Source organism: Arthrobacter sp. NPDC058130 (genome assembly GCF_042884475.1).
GTDB lineage: Bacteria > Actinomycetota > Actinomycetes > Actinomycetales > Micrococcaceae > Arthrobacter.
The window spans coordinates 345,120-366,957 of the sequence record NZ_JBHVTV010000001.1 but is presented as its reverse complement, the minus strand read 5'-3'; the positions used below and the strand labels follow the sequence as shown (position 1 = coordinate 366,957).

General features: G+C 66.1%; 17 protein-coding genes. 6 read left to right on the top strand and 11 right to left on the bottom strand.

Features of this window, described 5'->3' with window-relative positions:
- Positions 1-160: 160 nt before the first annotated feature.
- From ACFVTM_RS01705 to ACFVTM_RS01690, 4 genes are read right to left on the bottom strand one after another with little or no spacing between them, the layout of a single operon-like run.
- Complete coding sequence (locus ACFVTM_RS01705; RefSeq protein ID WP_390201602.1) at positions 161-1,336, bottom strand: ABC transporter ATP-binding protein; 1,176 nt, start codon at positions 1,334-1,336, stop codon at positions 161-163.
- Positions 1,337-1,345: 9 nt separating this feature from the next.
- Positions 1,346-2,173 carry an ABC transporter permease gene (locus ACFVTM_RS01700; protein ID WP_390201601.1) on the bottom strand — a complete coding sequence of 276 codons (828 nt, stop codon included), beginning with the start codon at positions 2,171-2,173 and terminating at the stop codon, positions 1,346-1,348.
- Complete coding sequence (locus ACFVTM_RS01695; protein WP_390201599.1) at positions 2,160-3,047, bottom strand: ABC transporter permease; 888 nt, start codon at positions 3,045-3,047, stop codon at positions 2,160-2,162. The genes ACFVTM_RS01700 and ACFVTM_RS01695 overlap by 14 nt, the downstream gene beginning before the upstream one ends.
- Before the next feature lies 1 nt (position 3,048).
- Entirely contained in the window at positions 3,049-4,143 is a 1,095-nt protein-coding gene (locus ACFVTM_RS01690) for an extracellular solute-binding protein (protein ID WP_390201597.1), read from the bottom strand.
- A gap of 558 nt (positions 4,144-4,701) precedes the next feature.
- Between ACFVTM_RS01690 and ACFVTM_RS01685 the strand changes: the two genes are divergently transcribed.
- Positions 4,702-5,889 carry a M20/M25/M40 family metallo-hydrolase gene (locus tag ACFVTM_RS01685; RefSeq protein WP_390201595.1) on the top strand — a complete coding sequence of 396 codons (1,188 nt, stop codon included), beginning with the start codon at positions 4,702-4,704 and terminating at the stop codon, positions 5,887-5,889.
- A gap of 139 nt (positions 5,890-6,028) precedes the next feature.
- Here ACFVTM_RS01685 and ACFVTM_RS01680 read toward each other — a convergent pair whose 3' ends face one another.
- Together ACFVTM_RS01680 and ACFVTM_RS01675 are read right to left on the bottom strand one after the other, a co-directional pair.
- The gene (locus tag ACFVTM_RS01680; RefSeq protein WP_390201594.1) at positions 6,029-6,988 is read right to left on the bottom strand and encodes a polysaccharide deacetylase; all 960 of its coding nucleotides are present in this window, start codon (positions 6,986-6,988) and stop codon (positions 6,029-6,031) included.
- A 14-nt stretch (positions 6,989-7,002) separates the two neighbouring features.
- Complete coding sequence (locus ACFVTM_RS01675) at positions 7,003-8,538, bottom strand: purine-cytosine permease family protein (protein WP_390201593.1); 1,536 nt, start codon at positions 8,536-8,538, stop codon at positions 7,003-7,005.
- A 107-nt stretch (positions 8,539-8,645) separates the two neighbouring features.
- Here ACFVTM_RS01675 and ACFVTM_RS01670 point away from each other — a divergent pair, with 107 nt between their 5' ends.
- Positions 8,646-10,187, top strand: coding sequence for a PucR family transcriptional regulator (locus ACFVTM_RS01670; protein ID WP_390201592.1), 1,542 nt, complete (start codon positions 8,646-8,648; stop codon positions 10,185-10,187).
- Between the two features lie 86 nt (positions 10,188-10,273).
- Here the strand turns inward: ACFVTM_RS01670 and ACFVTM_RS01665 are convergent, their stop codons facing one another.
- The 3 genes from ACFVTM_RS01665 to ACFVTM_RS01655 all read right to left on the bottom strand — a co-directional run bounded on the left by ACFVTM_RS01665 (position 10,274) and on the right by ACFVTM_RS01655 (position 13,953).
- On the bottom strand, positions 10,274-11,101 hold the full coding sequence (locus ACFVTM_RS01665; RefSeq protein ID WP_390201591.1) for an IclR family transcriptional regulator: 828 nt from the start codon (positions 11,099-11,101) through the stop codon (positions 10,274-10,276).
- Between the two features lie 111 nt (positions 11,102-11,212).
- Positions 11,213-12,469: an aminopeptidase P family protein gene (locus ACFVTM_RS01660; RefSeq protein WP_390201590.1), complete on the bottom strand. Its 1,257-nt coding sequence runs from the start codon at positions 12,467-12,469 to the stop codon at positions 11,213-11,215.
- A 59-nt stretch (positions 12,470-12,528) separates the two neighbouring features.
- Complete coding sequence (locus ACFVTM_RS01655; protein WP_390201588.1) at positions 12,529-13,953, bottom strand: MFS transporter; 1,425 nt, start codon at positions 13,951-13,953, stop codon at positions 12,529-12,531.
- A 555-nt stretch (positions 13,954-14,508) separates the two neighbouring features.
- On the opposite strand from ACFVTM_RS01655, the gene ACFVTM_RS01650 reads away from it, so the two are divergent.
- The 4 genes from ACFVTM_RS01650 (at position 14,509) to ACFVTM_RS01635 (ending at position 20,094) form a co-directional block, all read left to right on the top strand.
- Positions 14,509-15,633, top strand: coding sequence for an S-(hydroxymethyl)mycothiol dehydrogenase (locus ACFVTM_RS01650; protein ID WP_390201586.1), 1,125 nt, complete (start codon positions 14,509-14,511; stop codon positions 15,631-15,633).
- Positions 15,630-16,250 carry an MBL fold metallo-hydrolase gene (locus tag ACFVTM_RS01645; protein ID WP_390201585.1) on the top strand — a complete coding sequence of 207 codons (621 nt, stop codon included), beginning with the start codon at positions 15,630-15,632 and terminating at the stop codon, positions 16,248-16,250. The genes ACFVTM_RS01650 and ACFVTM_RS01645 overlap by 4 nt, the downstream gene beginning before the upstream one ends.
- Before the next feature lie 103 nt (positions 16,251-16,353).
- Positions 16,354-18,708 carry an FdhF/YdeP family oxidoreductase gene (locus ACFVTM_RS01640; protein WP_390201584.1) on the top strand — a complete coding sequence of 785 codons (2,355 nt, stop codon included), beginning with the start codon at positions 16,354-16,356 and terminating at the stop codon, positions 18,706-18,708.
- Between the two features lie 228 nt (positions 18,709-18,936).
- Complete coding sequence (locus ACFVTM_RS01635) at positions 18,937-20,094, top strand: hypothetical protein (RefSeq protein WP_390201583.1); 1,158 nt, start codon at positions 18,937-18,939, stop codon at positions 20,092-20,094.
- 7 nt (positions 20,095-20,101) lie between these two features.
- Here the strand turns inward: ACFVTM_RS01635 and ACFVTM_RS01630 are convergent, their stop codons facing one another.
- Both ACFVTM_RS01630 and ACFVTM_RS01625 read right to left on the bottom strand, forming a co-directional pair.
- Positions 20,102-20,911, bottom strand: a complete 810-nt coding sequence (locus ACFVTM_RS01630) for an IclR family transcriptional regulator (protein ID WP_390201582.1) — start codon at positions 20,909-20,911, stop codon at positions 20,102-20,104.
- 155 nt (positions 20,912-21,066) lie between these two features.
- Positions 21,067-21,636: a GNAT family N-acetyltransferase gene (locus ACFVTM_RS01625; protein ID WP_390201580.1), complete on the bottom strand. Its 570-nt coding sequence runs from the start codon at positions 21,634-21,636 to the stop codon at positions 21,067-21,069.
- Between the last annotated feature and the right edge of the window lie 202 nt (positions 21,637-21,838).

Here is a 21,838-nt window from a genome sequence, read left to right as displayed (position 1 = left end):
AAGTGGACATGTCCCCCGGCATGGCCCAGGAACGGACATAGTGGGACTATGTCCATCCCCGGGCGCCAGAGGAGGGCATGTCCCGAGGCGAGGGGGCTCGACCGGCCCGTGACCCGCAGACCGGCACCGGCTTCGCCCGGCCCGCATTGTCCTTCCCGGCTCAGGACTCCAGGACCAGCAACTGGGCCTTGTCTGCGTCCCACCCCACCCACAGCTCGTCGTCCGGCAGGATCCCGGCACGCCACTCAGAGCGGTCAGAGCGGTCAGAGCGGTCAGAGCGGTCAGAGCGGTCAGAGCGGTCAGAGCTCAGTTCACGGAGCTGGAGTTCGTGGCCGCCGGCCGTGAGACGGTGGCGGACCGTGGCGCCCAGATTCGTGGAGGAGACCAGGGTCGCGGCGCATCCGTTGCCCGCCGAGGCCCGCGTCCTGAATTTGAGGTGCTCGGGACGGATGGAGACGGCATAGTTCTCGCCACTTGCCCCGCGGTCCCTGACCCGCGCCCGGCCCAGGCCGCCGAGATCAACCACGGCCTCCTCGCCGTTTCGCTCGACAACGGTGCACGGGATGAGGTTCGTATCGCCGAGGAAACTAGCCACCCAGTCGGTGGTGGGGTGGTTGTAAACCTCCTCCGGCGGGCCGGCCTGGACGATCTTCCCGTCCTTCATCACCACGATCCGGTCGGACATGGCCATGGCCTCGTCCTGGTCGTGCGTCACGAACAGGACGGTGATGCCCAGGCTCTTCTGCAGGGTCTTGATCTCCTCCTGCATCTGCTCGCGGAGGCGCTTGTCCAGGGCCGCCATCGGCTCATCCAGCAGCAGGGCCGCCGGGTTGAACACCAGCGCCCGGGCCAGGGCCACGCGCTGCTGTTGCCCTCCGGAAAGCTGGCGGGGCTTGCGGTCGCCCATCTTGCCCAAGCCCACACGGTCCAGGGCATCCGAGGCGCGCTGGCGCCGTTCCGCCCGTGACACTTTCCTCATGCGGAGCGCGAACTCCACGTTTTCCAGCGCACTCATGTGCGGGAACAGGGCGTAGTTCTGAAACACCACACCGAGGTTGCGGTCCCGTGGCGGCAGCGAGTCCACGGGCTTGCCGTCGATGAGGACGGTTCCGGCGGTGTGTTCTTCAAACCCTGCAACCATCATCATGGTGGTCGTCTTGCCGGACCCGCTGGGCCCCAGGAGAGTCACGAACTCGCCGGGCTGGACCGTGAGGTCCAGGTGGTCCACGGCAACGACGTCGCCGTAGTGCTTGCTGACCTGGCGGAGCTCAATGGCGCCCTGGGCGGCCCTCCCCGTCCCGGGAATTGACTCCGCGGAAATCACTGATGCGGTCATCGACTTTCCTTACGTTTGGGCGGACACGGCCAGCGGCAGCATCCGGGTTGTAGAACGGCGCTTGAGGACAAACAGGACCTGGAGCAGGAGCCCGATCGTGGCGACACTGACCAGCAGCGCGGAGGACACCGCGATCTTTGGGGTCAGGTTGAACTGGATATCCGTGAACATCTTCACCGGCAAGGTTGTGGCCCCCGGGGACTGCATGAACAGGGACATCACCGTCTCGTCGATCGAGACCGAGAACGCGAAGAGCGCCCCGGAGATCAGGCCGGGCAGGATGATGGGCAGATACACGTGGCGCAGGACGGAGAGCGGGCCGGCCCCCAGGCTCTGTGCCGACCGGACCAGGGCCGGGTTGAGTCCGGCGAGGCTGGCACGGGTGGTCAGGTACACATACGGGGTTGCAATCACTGCGTGCGCCAGGCCGATGGGAACAATGCTGCCCACCATGCCGATCGAGATGAAGAACTGGTAAAACGCCAGCGCTAGCACCACGGTGGGGACGATCATCGGCGCGAGGATGAGGCCCACTACCGCGGGCTGCCCGGGGAACTTGCGCCCGTGCAGGCCGATCGCCGCGGTGGCGCCCAGCAGGACACCGATCACGACGGCGATTGCCGCCGACTGGAGGCTGGCAGTCAGTGCGGAAGTCCAGGCCCGGTCGGCGAAGAATCCGGCTACGGCGGCGAAGGAGATCCCCTCCGGCGGGAAGGTGATGTAGCGGCTGTCGTTCAGTGCCACCGGCACCACAATCGCCGTCGGAATGACGAGGAACAGGAATGCCGGGATGGAAAGCAGCACCAGCAGGCGGTGCTGCGGATTAGTTGTCTTCATGTTGGCCTCCTGCCTTGAGGACGCGCTGGTAGAGCGCCACGAGGATGCTGACCATCGCCGTCAGGATGACGGCCAGCGCAGCTGCCCCGGAGAAGTCCGTAAGCTGCCGGGCGTAGTAGTCGATTTGGTTGGCGATCATCATGTCGCCGGGCCCGCCCATCACCACGGGGGTGATGAAGAAGCCCGTGCTGATGATGAAGACCAGCAGCCCGGCGGCGGAAACGCCGGGCATGCTCAGCGGCAGCGTGATCCGCCGGAAGACCGATCCTTCCCGCGCGCCAAGCGAGCGGGCCGCCAGTCCCAGCCGGTCATCGATGGAGGCCAGCGAGGAGAAGATCGGGAACACCGCGTACGGCAGGAGACAGTGCACCATGCCGACGATCACGGCGAACCGGTTGTGCAGCAACGGAATCGGTGCACCCGTCAGCCCGATTCCCTGCAGGAAGGCGTTCACGATGCCGTTGTCCTGCAGCAGGACCGCCCAGGCGAAGTTCTTCACCAGGATGCCGGTCCAGAAAGGCAGGAGCACGACGGCGAACAGGATCACCCGGGTGACGTTGCCGGCCCGCCACAGGACCATGGCGATGACGTAGCCGAGCACCACGGTCACAGTGGTGCTCGCCAGGCTGATGGTCAGGGTGTTGACCAGGGCGCGCATCACGAGCGGGTCCTCGAGGACCCGCTGGTACGCGTTGTCGGCGAAGCTTGCGCCGACCAGCTTGCCCAGCGGCGTCAGGAACAGCACGACGTCGAAGGCAAGGATCGGGGCCAGCAGCAGCCACCAGCCGCCGCGCCGCCGTCGTGGTGCCGATTCAGCGGAAGGCGGCGCACCGCGGCCCCGCGGCCGGGTTCGTTCCAGGGTTGCGTTGGTCATCTCAGCTGGCCTGCCAGAGCTTGAACTGCTGCTCGGTCTTCTTCAGGTTCTGCGACCACCACTTGTCGTCGCGGACCAGGATCTTGTCCGCCAGCCGGGGGCTGGTGGGAAGCGTGTCGGCGATTTCCTTCGGCAGCTTGGACAGGGCCGGGGTGTTGGCCAGGGTCAGGTTGGTGACCTTGTCGAATGCGGCGCCGGCCTCGGCGTCGTTGGACATGAAATTCATCAGCTTGAAGGCCGCTTCCTTGTTCTTCGCACCCTTCGGCACCACAAAGTAGTCGCCGGCCAGGACGGCGTTTTCGGCGGAGAAGTTCAGTTTCGCGCCGTCGTTGCGGGCCGCGTTGATCCGGTTGTTGAAGCTGGTGGAGAGGGAGACCTCGCCGGAGGTGAGCTGCTGGATGGGCTCCTGGTTGGCCGCGTGATACAGCAGCCGGTCCTTGCCCGGGTGCTGGCCCAAGACCCTGAGGGCCCGGTCGACGTCGAGGGGGTAGATCTTCTCAAACGGGACGCCGTCGGCGAGCAGCGCAGCTTCCAGGACGGAGCTGTCCGAGAGCTGGTTGTACACCGAGCGCTTGGTGTTGTACTTGCCCTGGTCGAAGAACTGGGCCCAGTCCTTCGGGGCCTGCGCGTCGGAAATGACCTTCTGGTCCCACGCCATGACGAACAGGAAGCTCAGGTACTTGATGCCGTATTCGGCCTTCGCGTAGCCGGGCAGGCCCTTGTCACTGATGATGTCGTAGTCGAACTTCTCCAGCAGCCCCTCTGCCACAGCCACCTCATACTCCGGCGCCGTGATTTCCACGAGGTCCCACTGCACGTCGCCGGACTGAACCTGGGCCTTGAGCGCGGCCAGGCTGGTGTTGGCCAGCAGCGTGGTCTGGATCCCCGACTGCTTGGAGAACGGGTCCAGGATGGTCTGCGTCAGCTGGTCGTTGTACGAGCCGCCGTAGGACGTGACCGTCACCGTCTTGTTGGCGGCGGCGCTTTCGGCGGGCTTGGTTGCGCAGCCGGAGAGCGCCAGGCCCGCAAACGGCGTCAGTGCTGCGGCTTTGAGGAGCTGCCTGCGGTCAAAGGGGGTGGAACGGAATGCTGTCATGGGGGAAATGCCTCTCATGGACGCGGGCACGCCGAAGGAAGACGTGCCGGTTTTGCGGGAGTGGTGCGTGCGACTGCGTGTAGCGCGGGGAAGCGGGAAGAAGTGACAGCGGCGGTTCGCGCACGCCATCAATTCCACTTGGAGCCGTCGAATCCGCCTTCCAGCGGCTTTTCGGTTTCGCAACTCTAACTGTGAAGTTGCTCACCAGTCAACAGTTGTATTGCTTTAAGAAACAGCGGGTCTTTAGACCCGCTCGCTCCCCTAGATTCTGTGGTCCGGAAGCGGCATTCGGGCATGCTCCGCCGCCTCACGGCCCACCCGAAAACGCCACCGGCGTGCGCGCTTCCTTGCGTTAGCGGGACCTCAACCGGTTTCCTCAGCATATTCACAGCTTTGGAAGCTATGAGAGGCGCCGCCGAAGGACCGACAATGGTTCGACCTGATAGGAGTATTTGCCGGGCGATGGTGGCCGCGACTTACTGGAGCGTCAGTGGCGAGCGTCTTGCCGATCGAACCGCGAGCAAGCGAAAGTGCACCGACTAGTGATGGGCTCCCAGCATGATGACCCGCAGCAAGATTGCACTCAGCAAAATCACCCAGCCCAAAGTCACGCTGCGCAAGCCCGGGCTTCCCTCACTCCTGGCCCTGGTCCTGCTCACGACGTCGGCCTGTACCTCCGAGACCGCAACCGGAGCCCCGTCCAATAGCCCGACGAGCAAGGCCGCCAAGCCCGCCAGACCCAATGCTTCTGCCGGCCCCAGTGCGTCCGCCAAGCCTGGCGCCCCGACCAGTCCCGGCGTTTCCGTGCCGCGGTTGGATCCGGTGGGCGCGGTGGACGCGCGGACGGTGCTGGCGGCGTTCAAGTCCCGGAACATGGTGGGGCATATGGAGGCGCTGCAGCGGGTGGCCGATGCCAACGGCGGAAACCGCGCGTCGGGAACCTCCGGGTACGAGGAGTCGGCCCGGTACGTCGAAGAGCAGCTGCGCGCGGCCGGGTACAACCCGGTGCGGCAGTCCTTCTCGTTCCGGGGCGAGGGCCGGGGCAGGCCGCGGGTGGAGTCCTTCAACATTCTGGCCGAGACCGGCGGCGATGCCGGGCGCACCGTGGTGGTCGGCGCGCACCTGGACTCGGTGCGGGAGGGTCCAGGCATCAACGACAACGCCAGCGGGGTGGCCGCGGTCCTGGAAACCGCGGCGTGGCTGAAGGAGGCCGGGATCAGCCCGGCCAACCGGGTCCGGTTCGCGTTCTGGGGCGGGGAGGAGGACGGCCTCTACGGCTCCCAGCACTACGTGGACGAACTGAGCCAGGCCGAGGTCGGCCAGACCGCGGCGAACCTGAACGTGGACATGGCGGCCTCGCCCAACGGCGTGCGGTCCGTGCACGACGGGGACGGCTCGGACTTCGGCCACGCCGGTCCGGACGGGTCCGGGGCGATGGAGGAGATCTTCTTCCGCTACTTCCGGGAGAACGCGCTGCCGGCCGAGACCACGCCCTTTGACGGCGGATCCGACTACGACGCCTTCCTCTCGGCCGGCATTCCCGGCGGAGGGCTGTTCACCGGCGACGTGGAACGTAAAACCCAGGCCCAGGCCCAGGCCTACGGCGGGACCGCCGGCAAGGACCTGGACCCCTGCTACCACGAGGCCTGCGACACCATCGCCAACACCAACCCCGAACTGCTGACCGAAATGTCCGGCGCCCTGGCCTATGCCACCGCCGCCTACGCCATGGCCAAGACCGGATAAGTGGAAGGGGTCCCTGTTAGATGCACAGGTCCCCGGCACGCACCTGCTGATGAGGTGGCATGCCGGGGACCTGCGCTTCGCAGGGACGACCCGGTTCCTAGATTTCGGCTGCCTAGATTTCGGCTGCTTAAATGTCGACTCAGTGCCGCCCTGCGGCTCCGTGGGGCTGCCGCACTGTCGCGGCAGTGAACCGTGCGCCGGTATCCGGGAATTCCGGCACGGCAATGCGGGCATGGCTGTGGACTTCCTGGACGGAGTCGCGGGTGTGTTGGGCGATCTTCTCCAGGGTGGTGACCCACATGCCGTCCATGGATTTGACCCGGTCCATCAGCTGTTCCAGGGCCACGGCCTTCGACGGCCGGCCGGAGATGAAGGGGTGGTTGGTCAGGACGAAGCAGCTCCCCGCGGCGTGGTGCGCTTCGGCTTCGAGCGTCCACATTTCGAGGACCTTGGCGGGGCTTTCGATGACCCCGCTTCCGGTCACGCCGGGGTAGAAGGCATACTGCTCCCAGTCATCCAGGGCCCAGTCGACGGGGATCTCCACGAGGTCGCGGGGGTCTCCTTCGGCAACGCTGAAGCGGTAGGGGGCGTCGCCGTCGAGCAGGCTTGAGTCGTAAAGGAATCCGCGGTCGGCGAGCAGCGTCGCGGAGTGCCAGTTGAGCTCCCACCACGGTGCCCGGTAGCCCGTCGGCCGGCCGCCGGCGGCCTTGGCCAGCGCGTCCAGGCCGCGGTCCAGATACCGCGCCTCCGTGGCGGCGTCGATGCCCTGCATGGGTTCGTGCAGGTAGCCGTGGTGGGCAATCTCGTGGCCGCCGTCCGCGATCCGGCGGACCACGTCCGGGTAGCACTCGGCGGTGAAACCCGGGACGAAGAACGTCGCCTGGATGTCCTGGCGCTCCAGGATCTGCAGGATCCGCGGGACGGCGACCTTGGGCCCGTAGGACTGGTGCGTCATGAGTGACATGCGCCGGGTGCTCTGCGGGTCGTGCGCGATGGTGCAGGATTCGGCGTCGACGTCGAAAGTAAAGGAAGCTGCGGCTCGGTGGCCCTCGGGCCAGGTGATGGGGTGGGCGGTATCGGCGAAGGCGGGGAAGTTCACGGGTTGATCTCCTGCTAAAGGGCGGGGGTGGTGGACGTGACCGGAAGGTCTGTCGTGGGAGACATGACTGAACCTGATGAGGCCTGCGCGTCTCCGCCGGGGACCGACAGGAACTTGCGGTGGAACCGCGGTCCGAGAACGGCGTAGGTCGCGGCGCTGGACAGGCCCCCGGCGAGCCAGGACAAGTCCCATCCGCCCAGGGCGACGGCGATGGGTCCCTGCATGACCGGGACCAGCCCGTACATGAACAGCCAGGTGGCGAAGATGCCGACGATCAGGGACGCAATACCGGCCGGATTCACGCCCGGAAGGCGCTTGGTGCCGACTGCGTCGAAGAGCCTGGCCGGGTCGCCGGGCCAGCGCTTCTCGATCCAGAAGTAGTGAACCAGCATGACCCCGCCCCAGGCGGCCACCCAGGCGACCAGCCCAATCAGCCAGGCATCCAGCACGGCGGCGAAGTCCTCCTGGAAGATGAAGAAGATCACCGCGGCAAGGGAGAAGACGCCGACGAACAGGTTCAGCTTGCGCCGGCTGATGGAGATGTCCAGTGCTTGTGTGGCGACGGAGAAGGTGTAGATGTTCAGGATGTTGGTGGCGATCGGGCCGTGCAGCACCATGAGCAGCACGGGAAGGGCCAGCGCACCGAAGTTCAGGACGATGAGTTTTCCGGGATCAATTTCGCCTGTGTTGGTGGCCAGGCTGGCCCCCAGGATGCCCAGCCAGACGACGGGGATGAACTGGCCCAGCACCGAGGCAAGGTAGACCTTGCGCTTGGGCACCGAAGTGCTGACGAAGCGGGAGTAGTCTGCGGCGTAGGTGAACCAGGTGATGCCCCAGCCGATGCCGATGGCCGTCATGACGGCGCTCATCGCGGCGATTCGTTCAGAGCCTTCCAGGATGTGGCCCGCGGGGCCTGCGTAGGTCCAGTTGATCTGCATGCCGAACCAGGCCACTGCCGACATCACGGTCAGGATGATGATGGTTGGCGGGACGGTCCACTTCTCGAACGCGGCGATCGCCTTGTAGCCGAACCAGGCAATGGCCACCTGGGTCGCCATGATGAACGTGGCGATGCCGATCTTCCATGCATAGTTCTTGGCCTCGGGGTCAACCCATCCCAGGGTTCCGAACAGCGCCATGACCAGATCCAGGATGATCCAGGTGTTGACCGCACACCAGCCGATCACCAGAAGGGCCTGGATGCCCGCCGGCAGGTAGTTCCCGCGCCGGCCAAAGGCGGCACGGGCCAGCACCATGCCGGTCGCTCCGGTCTTTTGGCCCAGCAGGACAAAGCACCCGAAGAGCAGCATCCCGATCAGGTTTCCGAGGACCAGGACGGTGACCGTGTCCGCGAATCCCAGGCCGAGCTGGATGCCGAGCGCTCCGAGCACCCAGTTGATCGGGGCGAGGTTGGCGCCGGCCCAGATCCAGAACTGGCCGGATACTTTGCGGGTCCGCTCGGATTCGGGGATGGGGTGAAGCCAGGCTTCGTGGTCTTGGCTGGCCACCGGCGCGGTGCCGGCAGGGGCCGCTGGGGAGTTTTGACGCATTGGGAGCCTCCGAGGGTGTGTGGAATTCCTCAAGATTATGTGTCGCAGGCCACATCACACTATGTACAATGTGTCTGAATAAACGTAGAGCTACGCGACGGAGTGTAATGTCCATACGTCTTGAAGACGCCCTGAACCATCCGACCCTGGCCGCCGCCGATCCCGTCATCCGGGCAGCGGCGCGGGCCGCGGCGCAGGCGCAGCTGCGGTGGATCCACTCCAGCGAAATTATCGACATCGCGCCCCTGCTTGCCGGCGGGGAGCTACTGCTGACCGGCGGGGAGGCCCTGGCCCTCGCCTCCGAGGAGCGGCGGATAAATTACGTCCGCCAACTGGCCGAGCGGGGCATCGCGGCGGTAGCCATCGAAACCGGTGACGCCCTTCCGTCGCTCCCCTCCTCCATGGTGGCAGCCGCCGAAGCGGCCGGCCTGCCGTTGATTGAACTCCGCAGGGTGGTGCCGTTCGTCGGCGTCATGCAGTCGATCAACTCCATGCTGGTCAGTGACTCGGTGTCCCAGTTGCGGCGGGCCGACGAGGCCAGCCACGCGATGGCCGTCGAATTGGCGCACGGCGGCAGCCTGGACCGGATTCTCGCCGTGCTGGCCGGTATCACCCATTCCGAGGTGACCCTGACGTCCACAACGGGTGCCACCCTGGCCAGCGCAGCGCCGGGGAACGCTGAGGCCGCCGGCGCCGACAGCTCAGCCGTTGGGCCCCAGGAGCAGGCACGCCTGATCCGCATCGAGGTTCCGATCCGCGGCATCCTGGCGGCGCAGCTGTTGCTCCGGGTTCCCTCGGGTGAGGACGAGAACCTGGCCCGCACAGCCGGGAACCGCTCGGTGGACATTCTGGCCCTCGCCCTGCTGCAGCGGATGTCCCCCGGGCTCAAGGAAGTCGCCGGGGCAGCCCTGCTGCGGGCGATCGATTCAGGTAGCCAGGCCTGGCGGCTCCAGCAGCTGGCTTCCGCGGCGGGGATTCCGGCCGCCGCCCCGCTCGTGGCGCTCGTGGTCCGGTCTGACATGCTGCAACAGCTCCGGGCGTCCGTGGAACAGCTGCTGTCCCGGGGGGCGCAGCCGTGCGCCACGTATGTCGATAACGCCGAGCTCCTGGCAGTGGCCGTCCTCTCCGGCGACAGCCCGCGGGAGAGCCGGCTCGCGCTCCTGGCCGGGTTGCGGGCGCTTCCGGCGCTGGCAGGGACGCTTGTTGCCGTTGGCCCGCTGGCTGACGGCATTTCGGATGCGCCCTGGTCCCTCTCGGAAACCAGGCTCACCCTGGAGCTGGCGGGCGCGCCGGGACGACCACAGACGGGGTCATCCGGCCAGTGTCCCGTGATCGATTCCGAGGCATTCGCCGTCGAACGCCTCGCGGTGGGGAGCCTGGACTCCGATCAGCGGCGCAACTTCGTGCGCCAGCAGCTGGGCGCGGTCCTGGACCATGATGCGCAACGCAATTCGCGGCTGCTCGGCACCTTGGCCACGTGGCTGGATTCCGGCTGCAACACCGCCCAGGCGGCCAGGGAGCTCCACGTGGAACGGCAGTCGATGCATCAACGGCTGCAACGGATCTTCGAACTGTGCGGCGGCGACCCGCGGGGCACCGGCCGGCTCGCGGCGTTGCACCTGGCCGCCCGGCTGGCCCGGCTCGACTGAGGCGCCGGTGCCGCCCTGGCCGGACTGCCCTGGTCGGACTGGGTTGGTCGAACTGCGTTAGTCGGACTGTGTTAGTGCGCGCTGTGTTAGTCCGCGCTGTGTTGGTCAGCGCTGCGGGGGGCGCGTCCGCCCAGCCGTGTGGTGATCTTCCCTGCCGCGGCGGCGCAGGCTTCGCCCAGCCCCTGCAGCCGTTCCCGGGAGACGCGGAACCGGGGTGCCGAGATCAGGACGGCCGCCACGACGTCGCCGCGGTGGTCGTAGACGGGGGCCGCCACACCAACTTCGTCGATGGAGGATTCGCCGTAGTTGATGGCCCAACCGCGAGCCGCCACATCCTTGAGTTTGATCTGGTAGCCGTCCAGGCCGGCGTCGTCCAGGCCCGGGTAGCTGATGGCCCCGCTGCGCAGGAGCGTACGGACGCGTTCGGCGGGCTCGGCGGACAGGAAAACCTGTACGGAGGCGCTCATGGCGTCCGTGTACCGGGCGCCCAGCGGGGTGGCGTGCTTGATCTGGTGGTGGCTGGCGATCTGCTCCACGCACATTGACTCGGCGCCGTTCCACACCATAAGGGCGCTGGTTTCACCGGTCTGTTCGGTGAGTTCACGCAGGACCGGGTAGGCCACGCGCCGTTCTTCCAGTTCGGCCAGCAGCGGCCCGGCGACGGCGATCAGCCCCAGCCCCAGCCGGAAGCGGCGGGTTTCCGGGTCCCGTTCCACCAGGTGCTCCTGCTCGAAGGTGGCCAGGATCCGGGAAACGGTGCTCTTGTGCAGGCCCACCCGGTTGGCGATCTCGGTGACGCCGAGCAGCGGTTCATCCGGGGTGAACGTTCGCAGCACGGCGATGGCGTTGACGATGACGGAGGTGCCCTTGGTGTCGCCGTTTCCGGTGGTCTCGGGAGATTCTGCTGGGGTCATGGTGTCTACCATCATTCCGTATAGGGGCCGAAAAGCGGCGCCACGGTGGACGTGGCGCCGCTTCTGCCGTCCCTGTCGGGCGGCTGTCCCTTTCAGGGGCGTGTGGGTGTGTCAGGCGCCCACGATGTTGTATTCCGGGCCGAACGGGAACTTTGTGATGTTCTCGGCTCCGTCGTCACCGACCACCAGGATGTCGTGCTCGCGGTAGCCGCCGGCGCCGGGCTGGCCGTCCAGGACCGTGATCATGGGTTCCATGGAGACCACCATGCCCGGTTCCAGCACGGTGTCGATGTCCTCACGGAGTTCCAGCCCGGCTTCGCGGCCGTAGTAGTGGCTCAGGACGCCGAAGGAGTGTCCGTAGCCGAACGTCCGGTTGGCGAGGAGTCCGTGGCTCACGTAGATCTCGTTCAGCTCGGCGGCGATGTCCTTGCAGACGGCTCCCGGCTTGATCAGCTCCAGGCCGCGCTTGTGGACCTCCACGTTGATGTTCCACAGTTCCAGGGAGCGGGCGTCGGGTTCGCCGTAGAACAGGGTGCGCTCCAGTGCGGTGTAGTAGCCGGAGGTCATGGGGAAGCAGTTCAGGGACAGGATGTCGTGTTCCTGGATCTTGCGGGTGGTGGCCCAGTTGTGGGCCCCGTCGGTGTTGATGCCGGACTGGAACCACACCCAGGTGTCACGGATTTCCGAATCCGGGAAGGTCCGGGCGATTTCGTGGACCATGGCTTCGGTGCCGATCAGGGCGACCTCGTATTCGGTGATGCCTGCGGTGATGGCGTTGCGGATGGCTTCGCCGCCGAGATCGCCGATCCGGGCTCCGTGCTTGATCACCTCGATCTCCTCGGCGGACTTGATCATCCGCTGGCGCATCGCGGCCTGGGCCACGTCCACGAGGGTTGCCCCTGCAAACGCCGCCTGGATCTTGTTCCGGTTGTCCAGCGGGAGCGAGTCGTCTTCGACGCCGAGCCGGCGGGGGTTGATGCCGCGGGTGCGCAGGGCTTCCTGGATGGCGAAGATGTAGTTGTCCCGGCGCCAGTCCGTGTAGACCACGTTGTCTCCGTAGCTGCGCCGCCACGGCATGCCGGCGTCGATGTTCGCGGTAACGGTCACGGTGTCGTCCTTGGTGACCACCATCGCGTAGGACCGGCCGAAGTAGGTGAAGAGGAAGTCGGAGTAGTACTTGATGGAGTGGTAGCTGGTCAGGACGACGGCGTCCAGGTCCTTCTCTGCCATGATGCGGCGCAGCCCGCCGAGCCGGCGCTCAAATTCGGCGTTGGAGAACGTCAGCTTTTCCTTCTGCCCGTTGTGCAGGACTTTCAGCCGCTCCAGTTCGGCGATGGACGAGGCGTTGTCTGAGGTGGTGATGGTCATGGTGGTGGTGCCTTTCTGCGGTTCGGTTTCTTTGGAGGGAAGATGTGGGGCCGGCCGGGCTACTCGTGGCTCAGCGGTTCCTTGCTGGTTTCGCGGGAGAGGACGACGGCGATCAGGGAGACGGCCGCGGCGCCCGCCAGGTACCAGGCCGGGGCCAGGTCATTGGACGTGGCGGCGATCAGGAGGGTCGCCATGAAGGGTGCCGTGCCGCCGAAGAGGGCGTTGGAGAGGTTGAAGCTGACGGCGAAGCCGCTGTAGCGGACCCGGGTGGGGAACATTTCCGCCAGGAAGCTCGGCAGGGTGCCGTCATTCAGCGTCAGCATGGCGCCCAGCAGGATCTGGACCAGGACGATCACCAGGAAGTTTCCGGTGTCCAGCAGGGCGAAGGCCGGCACGGTCAGCACGATGAAGCTCAGGGATGCGGCGATGAGGACCTTTTTCCGGCCGAAGCGGTCCGAGAGCATCCCGGTCAGGAAGATGAACCCGATGTAGGTCACCAGCGCGATGGTGGTGGCGAGGAAGGACTCGGCTGCACCGAGGCCCAGTTCCGAGGACAGATACGTGGGCATGTAGCTGAGGATCACGTAGAAGCCGACGGCGTTGAGCAGCACGGCTCCGACCGCCTTCAGCAGCAACCACCAGTGGTTCCGGAACAGGCTGGATACCGGCGCCTTGACGGCGTGGTCCTCCTCGGCCAGTTCGCGGAAGACCGGGGTGTCCTCGAGCTTGGTGCGGATGTAGCGTCCGATCAGGCCCATCGGGGCCGCGAGCAGGAACGGCAGGCGCCAGCCCCAGCTCTGCATCGCCTCGGTGCTGAGCAGGATGGTCAGCAGGCCGGCGAGCAGGGAGCCGAGCAGCAGCCCCGCGGCCGTGCTGGCCGGAACCACGGCGGCGTACAGTCCGCGCTTGTTGGCCGGGGCATACTCCACCAGGAAGGCGGAGGCGCCGGCGTATTCCCCGGAGGCGGAGAAGCCCTGGACCACGCGGACCACCAGCAGAAGGATCGGCGCCCAGATGCCGATGGAGTTGAACCCCGGAATGAGGGCGATGCAGAAGGTTGCTCCGGACATGATCAGGATGGAGAGCGAAAGCGCGGTCCGGCGCCCCACCCGGTCGCCGATGTGGCCCCATACGAAGCCGCCGAGCGGCCGGACCAGGAACGAGATGGCGAACAGCGCGAAAGTCAGCAGGAGCGCGGTCTGGGGATTGGATTCGGGGAAGAAGACGGCGCCGATGGTTGCGGCCAGGTAGCCGTAGACGGCGTAGTCGAACCATTCGACGAAGTTGCCGATGAAACTGGCGGCGACTACCCGCCGTCGGGTTTCCCTGCTGACGCCTTGGCCGTTAGCCGGTGCGTCTTGCCCGCCCGGCCCCCCACGGCCTATCAACGAGGTTTGCCCAGAGTAGGTACTGCCATGCCCGCCATTCGACTCCGGGCTGGTCTCCCCCGCAAGAGCGGCGGGAGAAGAAGGTTCGTTACTCATGTGTCCACCAAAGTGTTTTGGGGTTGCATTCAATGCAACGCTGTTGCACCAGAGTAGAGGTGACGCGTACCACAGTCAAGGCTTTTTTGCTTGAGACTTGTGAGTTAATTGGGGAAATACTCCTAGGCGCTGGCACAGGAAGAGCCGGGACCGGACTTTGTTTCGTTGCATATATTGAGACTGAGTTGCACAGAAAGAAGCAGTAATCGGGCAGCGAGCCCGCCCGTAGCACTTGGGCGATCTATTGACATCCCCATGTGACGGCTGTCATATTTTCCGGTACGCGCCATGTGCATCGTGTTGTGTAATACGCAATTCACCGATCCTTCTTTGCGGTGTGCGCAGGCCGGCTTCTCGATCAAGGAACGTCCCGGGCGTCAGCCACGTCGCAGGAACTTCCGGTCCAGATGGACCTCCGCGAGGCCCGGAGCGGAAGCAACGATCCGCGGGACAGTGCCGACCGGCGAGACAAAGATTTGGAACCGCAACAAGTCAGCTAGATTGGCAACGGGCGCCGTTGCAAAGAGCCCCGGGCTCAGGAAAGGAACAGAGCTAATGGTTCATAAAGTAAAAGCAGTTGTCGCCAAGGAGAAGAACGCACCGGTCTCGGTTGAGACCATCCTGGTGCCGGATCCCGGACCCGGTGAGGCCCTGGTGGACATCCTCACCTGCGGGGTCTGCCACACGGACCTGCACTACAAGCAGGGCGGAATCACCGACGATTTCCCCATCCTGCTGGGCCATGAGGCCACCGGTGTGGTCAGCGCCGTGGGGCCGGACGTCACCGAGGTGGCTCCCGGCGACAGGGTGATCCTGAACTGGCGCGCGGTGTGCGGTCAGTGCCGGGCCTGCGCCAAGGGCCAGCCGCAGTACTGCTTCAACACGCACAACGCCACGCAGAAGATGACTCTCGAGGACGGCACGGAGCTCTCACCGGCGCTGGGCATCGGCGCCTTCGCCGAGAAGACCCTCGTCGCCGCCGGGCAGTGCACCAAGGTGGACGACGACGCCGATCCCGCCGCCGTCGGCCTGCTCGGCTGCGGTGTCATGGCGGGCATCGGCGCCGCCATTAACACCGGCGAGGTAAAACGCGGCGAGTCCGTGGCCGTGATCGGCTGCGGCGGCGTGGGCATCGCGGCAGTCGCCGGGGCCAAGCTGGCCGGGGCCACCACGATCATCGCGGTGGACATCGACGACAACAAGATCGAGATGGCCAAGTCCCTCGGCGCGACGCACGGCGTGAACTCCCGCTCCGCGGACCCGGTCGAGGCCATCCGCGAGCTGACCGGCGGCTTCGGCGCCGACGTCGTGATCGAAGCGGTGGGACGCCCCGAAACGTACAAGCAGGCGTTCTACGCCAGGGACCTGGCCGGCCGCGTGGTGCTGGTGGGCGTACCCACCCCGGAGATGCAGCTCGAGCTGCCGCTGCTGGACGTCTTTGGCCGCGGCGGCTCGCTGAAGTCCTCCTGGTACGGCGACTGCCTGCCCTCCCGGGACTTCCCGATGCTGGTCCAGCATTACAAGCAGGGAAACCTCGACCTCGACGCCTTCGTGTCCGAGCGCATCTCCATCGACCAGGTGGAGGAGGCTTTCACCAAGATGCACGAGGGCAAGGTCCTGCGTTCCGTGGTTGAAATCCGCCCCGCTGTCGAAATCGAGACGTCGGTGGCCTCCGCATGAGCGTCACCATCGAGAACCTGGTCACCTCCGGCACTTTTTCGCTCGACGGCGGCACCTGGGACGTGGACAACAACGTCTGGATCGTGGGAAATGACGATGAATGCGTGGTCATCGACTCCCCGCATGACGCGGACGCGATCATCAACCAGGTCCGCGGGCGGAAGGTGCTGGCCATCCTGCTCACGCACGCGCACAACGACCACATCGGCGCGGCCCGGGCCGTGGCGGAGGCGGTGGACGCGCCGATCCACCTGCACCCTGAGGACCTGATGCTCTGGGAACAGGTCTACCCCGGCGTCAAACCGGACCGCTACCTCACCGACGGCGAGGAATTCCACGTGGGCGGCGCGACCCTCCGGGCCCTGCACACTCCCGGCCACTCGCCGGGTTCCACGTGCTTCTACCTGGAGGACGAGGGGACCGTCTTCACGGGGGACACGCTGTTCAACGGCGGCCCGGGCGCCACGGGACGTTCCTACAGCGATTACCCGACCATCCTCGCCTCGATCCGCGAGCGGCTGCTGACGTTGCCGGCGGCCACAGTGGTCCGCACCGGCCACGGCGACAACACATCCATCGCGGCAGAGCGGGAGACCCTCGCGAAGGTGCCCCAGTAAGCAGGGTTCTGAGCAACACATCCAGTAAGGCGCGCCTGGAAAGCCGGGCGCGCCTTACTGGCGATCGAACCAGCAGGAATTTAGCGGCAAGGAAGTTGGAACAATGAAGTTCGGGAAACAGCCCGCCCCCGTCGCGGACATTAACGAGGACGAACTCGAAGTCCACAAACCGAAGACCGAGGCGGCGGGCGTCAAAGCCGTGATGGTCGCCTTGGAACGCGCCGTGGCCCAGGCCGGAGTCACCCGCACCGCTCAGTCGCTGCTGCGGCTGAACCAGCGCGGCGGGTTCGACTGCCCGGGCTGCGCCTGGCCCGAATCGGACAAGAAACGCAAGACGGCGGAATTCTGCGAGAACGGCGCCAAGGCCGTGGCGGAGGAGAACACGCTCAGGACGGTCGGGGCCGGGTTCTGGGCGCGGCATTCGATCGCCGAACTGTCGGAGAAGACCGAATACTGGCTGGGCAACCAGGGCCGGATCAGCGAGCCCGTGGTGATCCGGGAAGGCGAGACGCATTATTCGCCGATCTCCTGGGCCGAGGCCTTCGAGCTGATCGGCCAGCACATCCGGGCTTCGACCCCTGACCGCTGCGTCTTCTACACCTCCGGGCGCACGGCAAACGAAACCGCCTTCATGTACCAGCTGTTCGCGAGGTCCCTGGGCACGAACAACCTTCCGGACTGCTCGAACATGTGCCACGAATCCTCCGGATCGGCCTTGAACCCGACCATCGGCATCGGCAAAGGCACCGTGTCCCTGGACGACATCCACGACGCGGAACTGATCTTCGTGGTGGGACAGAACCCCGGGACCAACCACCCCCGGATGCTCTCGGCGCTGAAGGAATGCAAGGACAACGGCGGAAAGGTGGTGGCGGTGAACCCGCTGCCCGAGGCCGGCCTGTTCAACTTCAGGGACCCGCAGACGGTCTCTGGCGTGGTGGGCGGCGGCACCCCGCTGGCCGACGAGTACTTGCAGATCAAGGTGGGCGGGGATCTGGCCCTGTTCCAGGCACTGGGCCACCTGCTGCTGGCAGAGGAAGAAAGGAACCCGGGCACCGTCGTCGACCGTTCCTTTATCGAGGCGCAGACGGACGGCTTTGATGCGTACCGGGAAGCCCGGCGCGAACTGGACTGGGATGAAACCGCGAAGGCCACCGGCCTGTCCCGGACACAGATCGAGGACGTGGCCGGGATGCTCATCCGGTCCAAGGCCACGATCTTCTGCTGGGCGCTCGGCGTCACGCAGCAGCCGCATTCCGTGGACACCATCAAGGAGATGGTCAACGTCCTGCTCCTTCAAGGGAACTTCGGCAAGCCCGGCGCCGGGGCCTGCCCGGTGCGCGGCCACTCGAACGTCCAGGGCGACAGGACCATGGGCATCTGGGAGAAGCCCAAGGAATGGCTCCTGGAGGCCCTGGACAAGGAGTTCGGGATCGCCTCACCGCGCGGGCACGGCCATGATGCGGTGGAAACCATGGAGGCGTTCGAACGCGACGAGGTGGACGTGTTCGTCTCCATGGGCGGCAACTTCTCCCTCGCCTGCTCCGACACGGAGACCCTGGAAGCCGGGATGCAGCGGATCGGCCTGACCGTGCACATCTCCACCAAGCCCAACCGCTCCCACGTGGTGCACGGACGCACCTCGCTGATCCTGCCCACGCTGGGACGGACGGACAAGGACGACAAGCACCCCACGGGTGCCCAGTTCCTGTCCGTGGAGGACTCCATGTCCGTGGTCCACTCCACCCAGGGCCGGCTGCAGCCGGTGTCCGAGCACCTGCTCGCCGAACCGGTCATCGTGGCCCGGATGGCCGAGGCCACCTTCGGCGAAGGCCACGCGGTGGACTGGAAGGCCATGGCCGAGGACTACGACGTGATCCGGGACCACATCTCGCGCGTTCTTCCGGGGTTCCAGGACTTCAATACCCGGGTCCGCACCAAGAACGGCTTCGTGCTCCCCAACCCGCCCAGGGACACCCGGTCCTTCAAAACGGACATCGGCCGGGGCCGCTTCACGGTCAGCCCGCTGGAATACCTGGCGCCGCCGGAGGGCCATCTGGTCCTCCAGACGATCCGGAGCCATGACCAGTACAACACCACGTTCTACGGAGTGGATGACCGGTACCGGGGCATCTCGGACGGCCGGCGCGTGATCCTGATCCATCCCGAGGACCTGGCCGAGCTCGGCTTCGATGACCGGGACCTGGTGGACGTGGTGAGCACGTTCAGGGGCCATGACCGGCAGGCAGAGAAGTTCCGGCTGGTCGCCTACCCGACAGCCAAGGGCTGCGCCGCAGCCTACTTCCCCGAGGCCAACGCCCTGGTCCACAAGGAAAACGTGGCCCGCGAATCCAACACCCCCGGGTTCAAGGCCATGTTCGTCCGCTTCGTCCCCCACCGCGCCGAGGCGGCCGGGACGGCGGGCGAAGCAGCGCTCGAGCCGGCAACGCTGGGCTAGGCAAACCGTGTTCGTGAACCCGGTCCCGGACCATGTGATCGTCTACCGCAACGGCCCTTCGCCGTCGCTTAGCGCGAAGGACCGCAGCCCGGCTGAGGTCAGTTTCCGTTGAGCACCGCTGATTGAGCCCGCCCAAGCCGGCGGGCTCAATCCTTTTAAGGCGGGCGGCTGGGCTAGGGTCGAATCATCGCGCGTCGAAATCAGAACGAAAGGGGGCTGCGCCAGAGCATGAGCACGTTTGGATATCTGGCCGCTTCGGTGCCGCCAAGACTGGCCATGGCCGGCTCTGCCGTCGCCATCCCGATCCTGGCCGTCCAGGAATTGGACGACATCGGCATCGGGGGCGCCCTGGTGGCTGTCTCCCTCGGACCGAGCGTGATCGCGGCGCCCATCGCAGGTGCGGCCCTGGACCGGTCCCGCCGCCCGGGAGCCCTGATCGCGGGCTCCGGCCTTTTGACCGCCGTCGCCTTCGCCGCCGCCTCCTTCCTCGGCCAGATCCCGCTGCCGGTGATCTTCGCCGTCCTGGCCGCGGCCGGGGCCGTCTCACCGTTCTACATGGGCGGGCTCTCCAGCTTTGTGGCGGGCGAGATCCCGGACCAGTGGCGGGCCTTCGCCTACGACGCGCTGTCCTACAACATCTCCGCCGTCGCGGGACCCGCGCTCGTCGCGGTCATGGTGACGTTCCTACCGGCCGGGACCGCTCTTTGGGTGCTGTCCGCCGCCGCACTCCTCGGCGCCCTGGGGGCAGCGGCGATGGGACTCAAAGCCCGCGGAGCCATAAGCTCCTCGGTGTGGCGAACGGTCAAGTCCGGACTGCACCGGCTCCTCAGCCACCGCCCCCTGGCGGTGGTGACCGGCGCATCGACCCTGACCCAGCTTGGCCAGGGCGGCCTGGCGGTGGCGGCAGTTGCACTCTCGATCGAGCGGATCGGTTCGCCCAGCCAAGGAGCGCTCCTGGTGACGGCGTTCGCGGTGGGCAGCCTGCTCGGCGCCTTGTGCGAGACGATCCGGCCCACACGCGCCCGCCCGCATGCCGTCATGATGCTCGGGTTCCTCGCCACCGGGCTGCTGACCATCGTGGCCGCGTTCGACTTCGGCACCGGCTGGACGGTAGTGGCCATCGGGCTGTCCGGGGTGTTCACCGCTTCCACCTCGGCGGCAATGCTCTTCCTCCGCAACCACCTGAGCCCGCCCCATCTCAGATCGCAGATCTTCACCGTGGGCGCGGGCTTCCGGGCAAGCGCGTCCGCGGCGGGCGCGGCGCTGGCCGCGTCCGTGACCGGGCTCGGCGGAGGACTGGCTGTGGCGGGAATAGGCCTGATCTGGGTGGTCTCGGCCGCGCTAATGGCCGGCTATCCGTCACCGTGTCCGGAAGCTGCCCGCTAGGCCATTGCTAGCGCCCGGTATAGCCCATCTTCGCGCTGATTTGCAGTCCGGCCTGGCCCAGCGACTCGATGAGGCCCTCGATTTCCTCCGGTTTGAAGCGGAAGGCGGGCCCGGAAACGCTGACAGCACCGATCACCGAGCCCACATGGTTGTAAACCGGCACAGCGATTGAGTTCAGACCGATTTCGAACTCCTCCTTTGCCTGGGCGTAACCATCCCGGGCGACCTCCAGCAATTGGTTTTCCAGTGCGTCCCGGCTGGTAATGGTCCGCGGTGTCCGCGCGGGCAGCCCCGTGTGTTTGAGGATACGGTCGCGCTCGTCGGCTTCCAGCGCCGCAAGCAGGACCTTCCCGCTGGACGTCGCGTGCAGCGGAGTCAGGCTGCCCACCCAGTCGTACATTGCCAGCGTGGACGGGCCCATGGCCTGGTCCACATTGACGGCGTAATTGGAGCGCAGGACAGCAAGGTTCACCGTTTCCTTGAATTCCTCCGCCAGGCTTTCCAGCACGGAACGGGCCTCCTGGACCAGGCTGAGCCGACCGGGAATCGAGCTGGCCAGCCGCAGGATGCCGAACCCCAGTTGGTACTTGCCGCGTTCGCTGTTCTGGTGGACCATTTCCCTGCTCACCAGCGATCCCAGGAGCCGGGAGACGGTGGATTTGTGGATCCCCATTTCCTCGGCGATTTCGCTCACGCCGGCATGGCCGTCCCGGGCCAGGATCTCCAAAACAGCAAGGGCCCGGTCCACAGACTGCACTCCGCCGTGCTGGCCGCCCTCCGCTTCGACGTCGGATTCGGGGTCATTCTTCGAAGCCATGATCCATACTCTCAAGTAGTTTCTGCGGCCTGCTTACCCGCCACAAGGCCGCTTAGAGCGTCCTCTCGGTTAGTTCCACACTCCCGATCCTATGACGGGATGCGCGGCCCGGCCGAGATTGCGTGAAGCGGTATGATGCGCAGCGGGTCCCGATATCAAAGGTCCAGGCGCATCAGCACGCGGGGAAAGCCGTTGATCACGGAATCGGTGTTGGCAGCCTTAGCGAAGCCGGAATCTTCGAAGAGCTTTTTTGTGCCGACATAGGCCATGGTGAGGTCCACCTTCTTGCCCTGGTTGTCCACGGGGTAGCCCTCGATGGCAGTGGCGCCATGGCTGCGGGCGAACTCGACCGCGCCGGCCAGCAGGCTGTGGGAGATTCCCTTGCCGCGATGACCGGGCTTCACCCGGATGCACCACACCGACCAGACATCGACGTCGTCTACGTGCGGGATCTTGCGGTTGCGGGCAAAGGTCGTGTCGGCGCGCGGGTGGACAGCCGCCCAGCCGACCACTTCATCGCCGTCGTACGCCAGCACCCCGGGTGGCGGATCCTGCCCGAGAAGCTCCCTCATGAGGTTGCCGCGTTCGGGCCCACGCAGTGCCACGTTCTGTTTCGAAGGGATGCGGTAGCTCAGGCACCAGCACACGGTGGCATCCGGACGTTTGGGGCCAACCATCGTTCGCACGTCGTCGAACTGCGTCGCCGGACGAATTTCGATCGCCATCTGGAGTCCTCTCGGCTTTTTGCCGATTCCGTTCTTGGCCCGATTCTAATCCCGGGCCGACGCGCGGGTGAGCTTGTGAAAAGCTTGAGCCGCGGAGACCTGCGGTTCCCTCGGCTGCGACGCGCTGGCACACTTGGGGGAACTATCGAGCGACTGGGGGGCCAGGTCAGGAGATCGTCATGGGCATTCTGGTACACACGCG

Excerpts from the sequence above, each read along its gene's own strand:
- ACFVTM_RS01705 (WP_390201602.1), bottom strand. The coding sequence starts at position 1,336 with ATGACCGCATCAGTGATTTCCGCGGAGTCAATTCCCGGGACGGGGAGG.
- ACFVTM_RS01700 (WP_390201601.1), bottom strand. The coding sequence starts at position 2,173 with ATGAAGACAACTAATCCGCAGCACCGCCTGCTGGTGCTGCTTTCCATC.
- ACFVTM_RS01695 (WP_390201599.1), bottom strand. The coding sequence starts at position 3,047 with ATGACCAACGCAACCCTGGAACGAACCCGGCCGCGGGGCCGCGGTGCG.
- ACFVTM_RS01690 (WP_390201597.1), bottom strand. The coding sequence starts at position 4,143 with ATGACAGCATTCCGTTCCACCCCCTTTGACCGCAGGCAGCTCCTCAAA.
- ACFVTM_RS01685 (WP_390201595.1), top strand. The coding sequence starts at position 4,702 with ATGATGACCCGCAGCAAGATTGCACTCAGCAAAATCACCCAGCCCAAA.
- ACFVTM_RS01675 (WP_390201593.1), bottom strand. The coding sequence starts at position 8,538 with ATGCGTCAAAACTCCCCAGCGGCCCCTGCCGGCACCGCGCCGGTGGCC.
- ACFVTM_RS01670 (WP_390201592.1), top strand. The coding sequence starts at position 8,646 with ATGTCCATACGTCTTGAAGACGCCCTGAACCATCCGACCCTGGCCGCC.
- ACFVTM_RS01665 (WP_390201591.1), bottom strand. The coding sequence starts at position 11,101 with ATGACCCCAGCAGAATCTCCCGAGACCACCGGAAACGGCGACACCAAG.
- ACFVTM_RS01660 (WP_390201590.1), bottom strand. The coding sequence starts at position 12,469 with ATGACCATCACCACCTCAGACAACGCCTCGTCCATCGCCGAACTGGAG.
- ACFVTM_RS01655 (WP_390201588.1), bottom strand. The coding sequence starts at position 13,953 with ATGAGTAACGAACCTTCTTCTCCCGCCGCTCTTGCGGGGGAGACCAGC.
- ACFVTM_RS01650 (WP_390201586.1), top strand. The coding sequence starts at position 14,509 with ATGGTTCATAAAGTAAAAGCAGTTGTCGCCAAGGAGAAGAACGCACCG.
- ACFVTM_RS01645 (WP_390201585.1), top strand. The coding sequence starts at position 15,630 with ATGAGCGTCACCATCGAGAACCTGGTCACCTCCGGCACTTTTTCGCTC.
- ACFVTM_RS01640 (WP_390201584.1), top strand. The coding sequence starts at position 16,354 with ATGAAGTTCGGGAAACAGCCCGCCCCCGTCGCGGACATTAACGAGGAC.
- ACFVTM_RS01635 (WP_390201583.1), top strand. The coding sequence starts at position 18,937 with ATGAGCACGTTTGGATATCTGGCCGCTTCGGTGCCGCCAAGACTGGCC.
- ACFVTM_RS01630 (WP_390201582.1), bottom strand. The coding sequence starts at position 20,911 with ATGGCTTCGAAGAATGACCCCGAATCCGACGTCGAAGCGGAGGGCGGC.
- ACFVTM_RS01625 (WP_390201580.1), bottom strand. The coding sequence starts at position 21,636 with ATGGCGATCGAAATTCGTCCGGCGACGCAGTTCGACGACGTGCGAACG.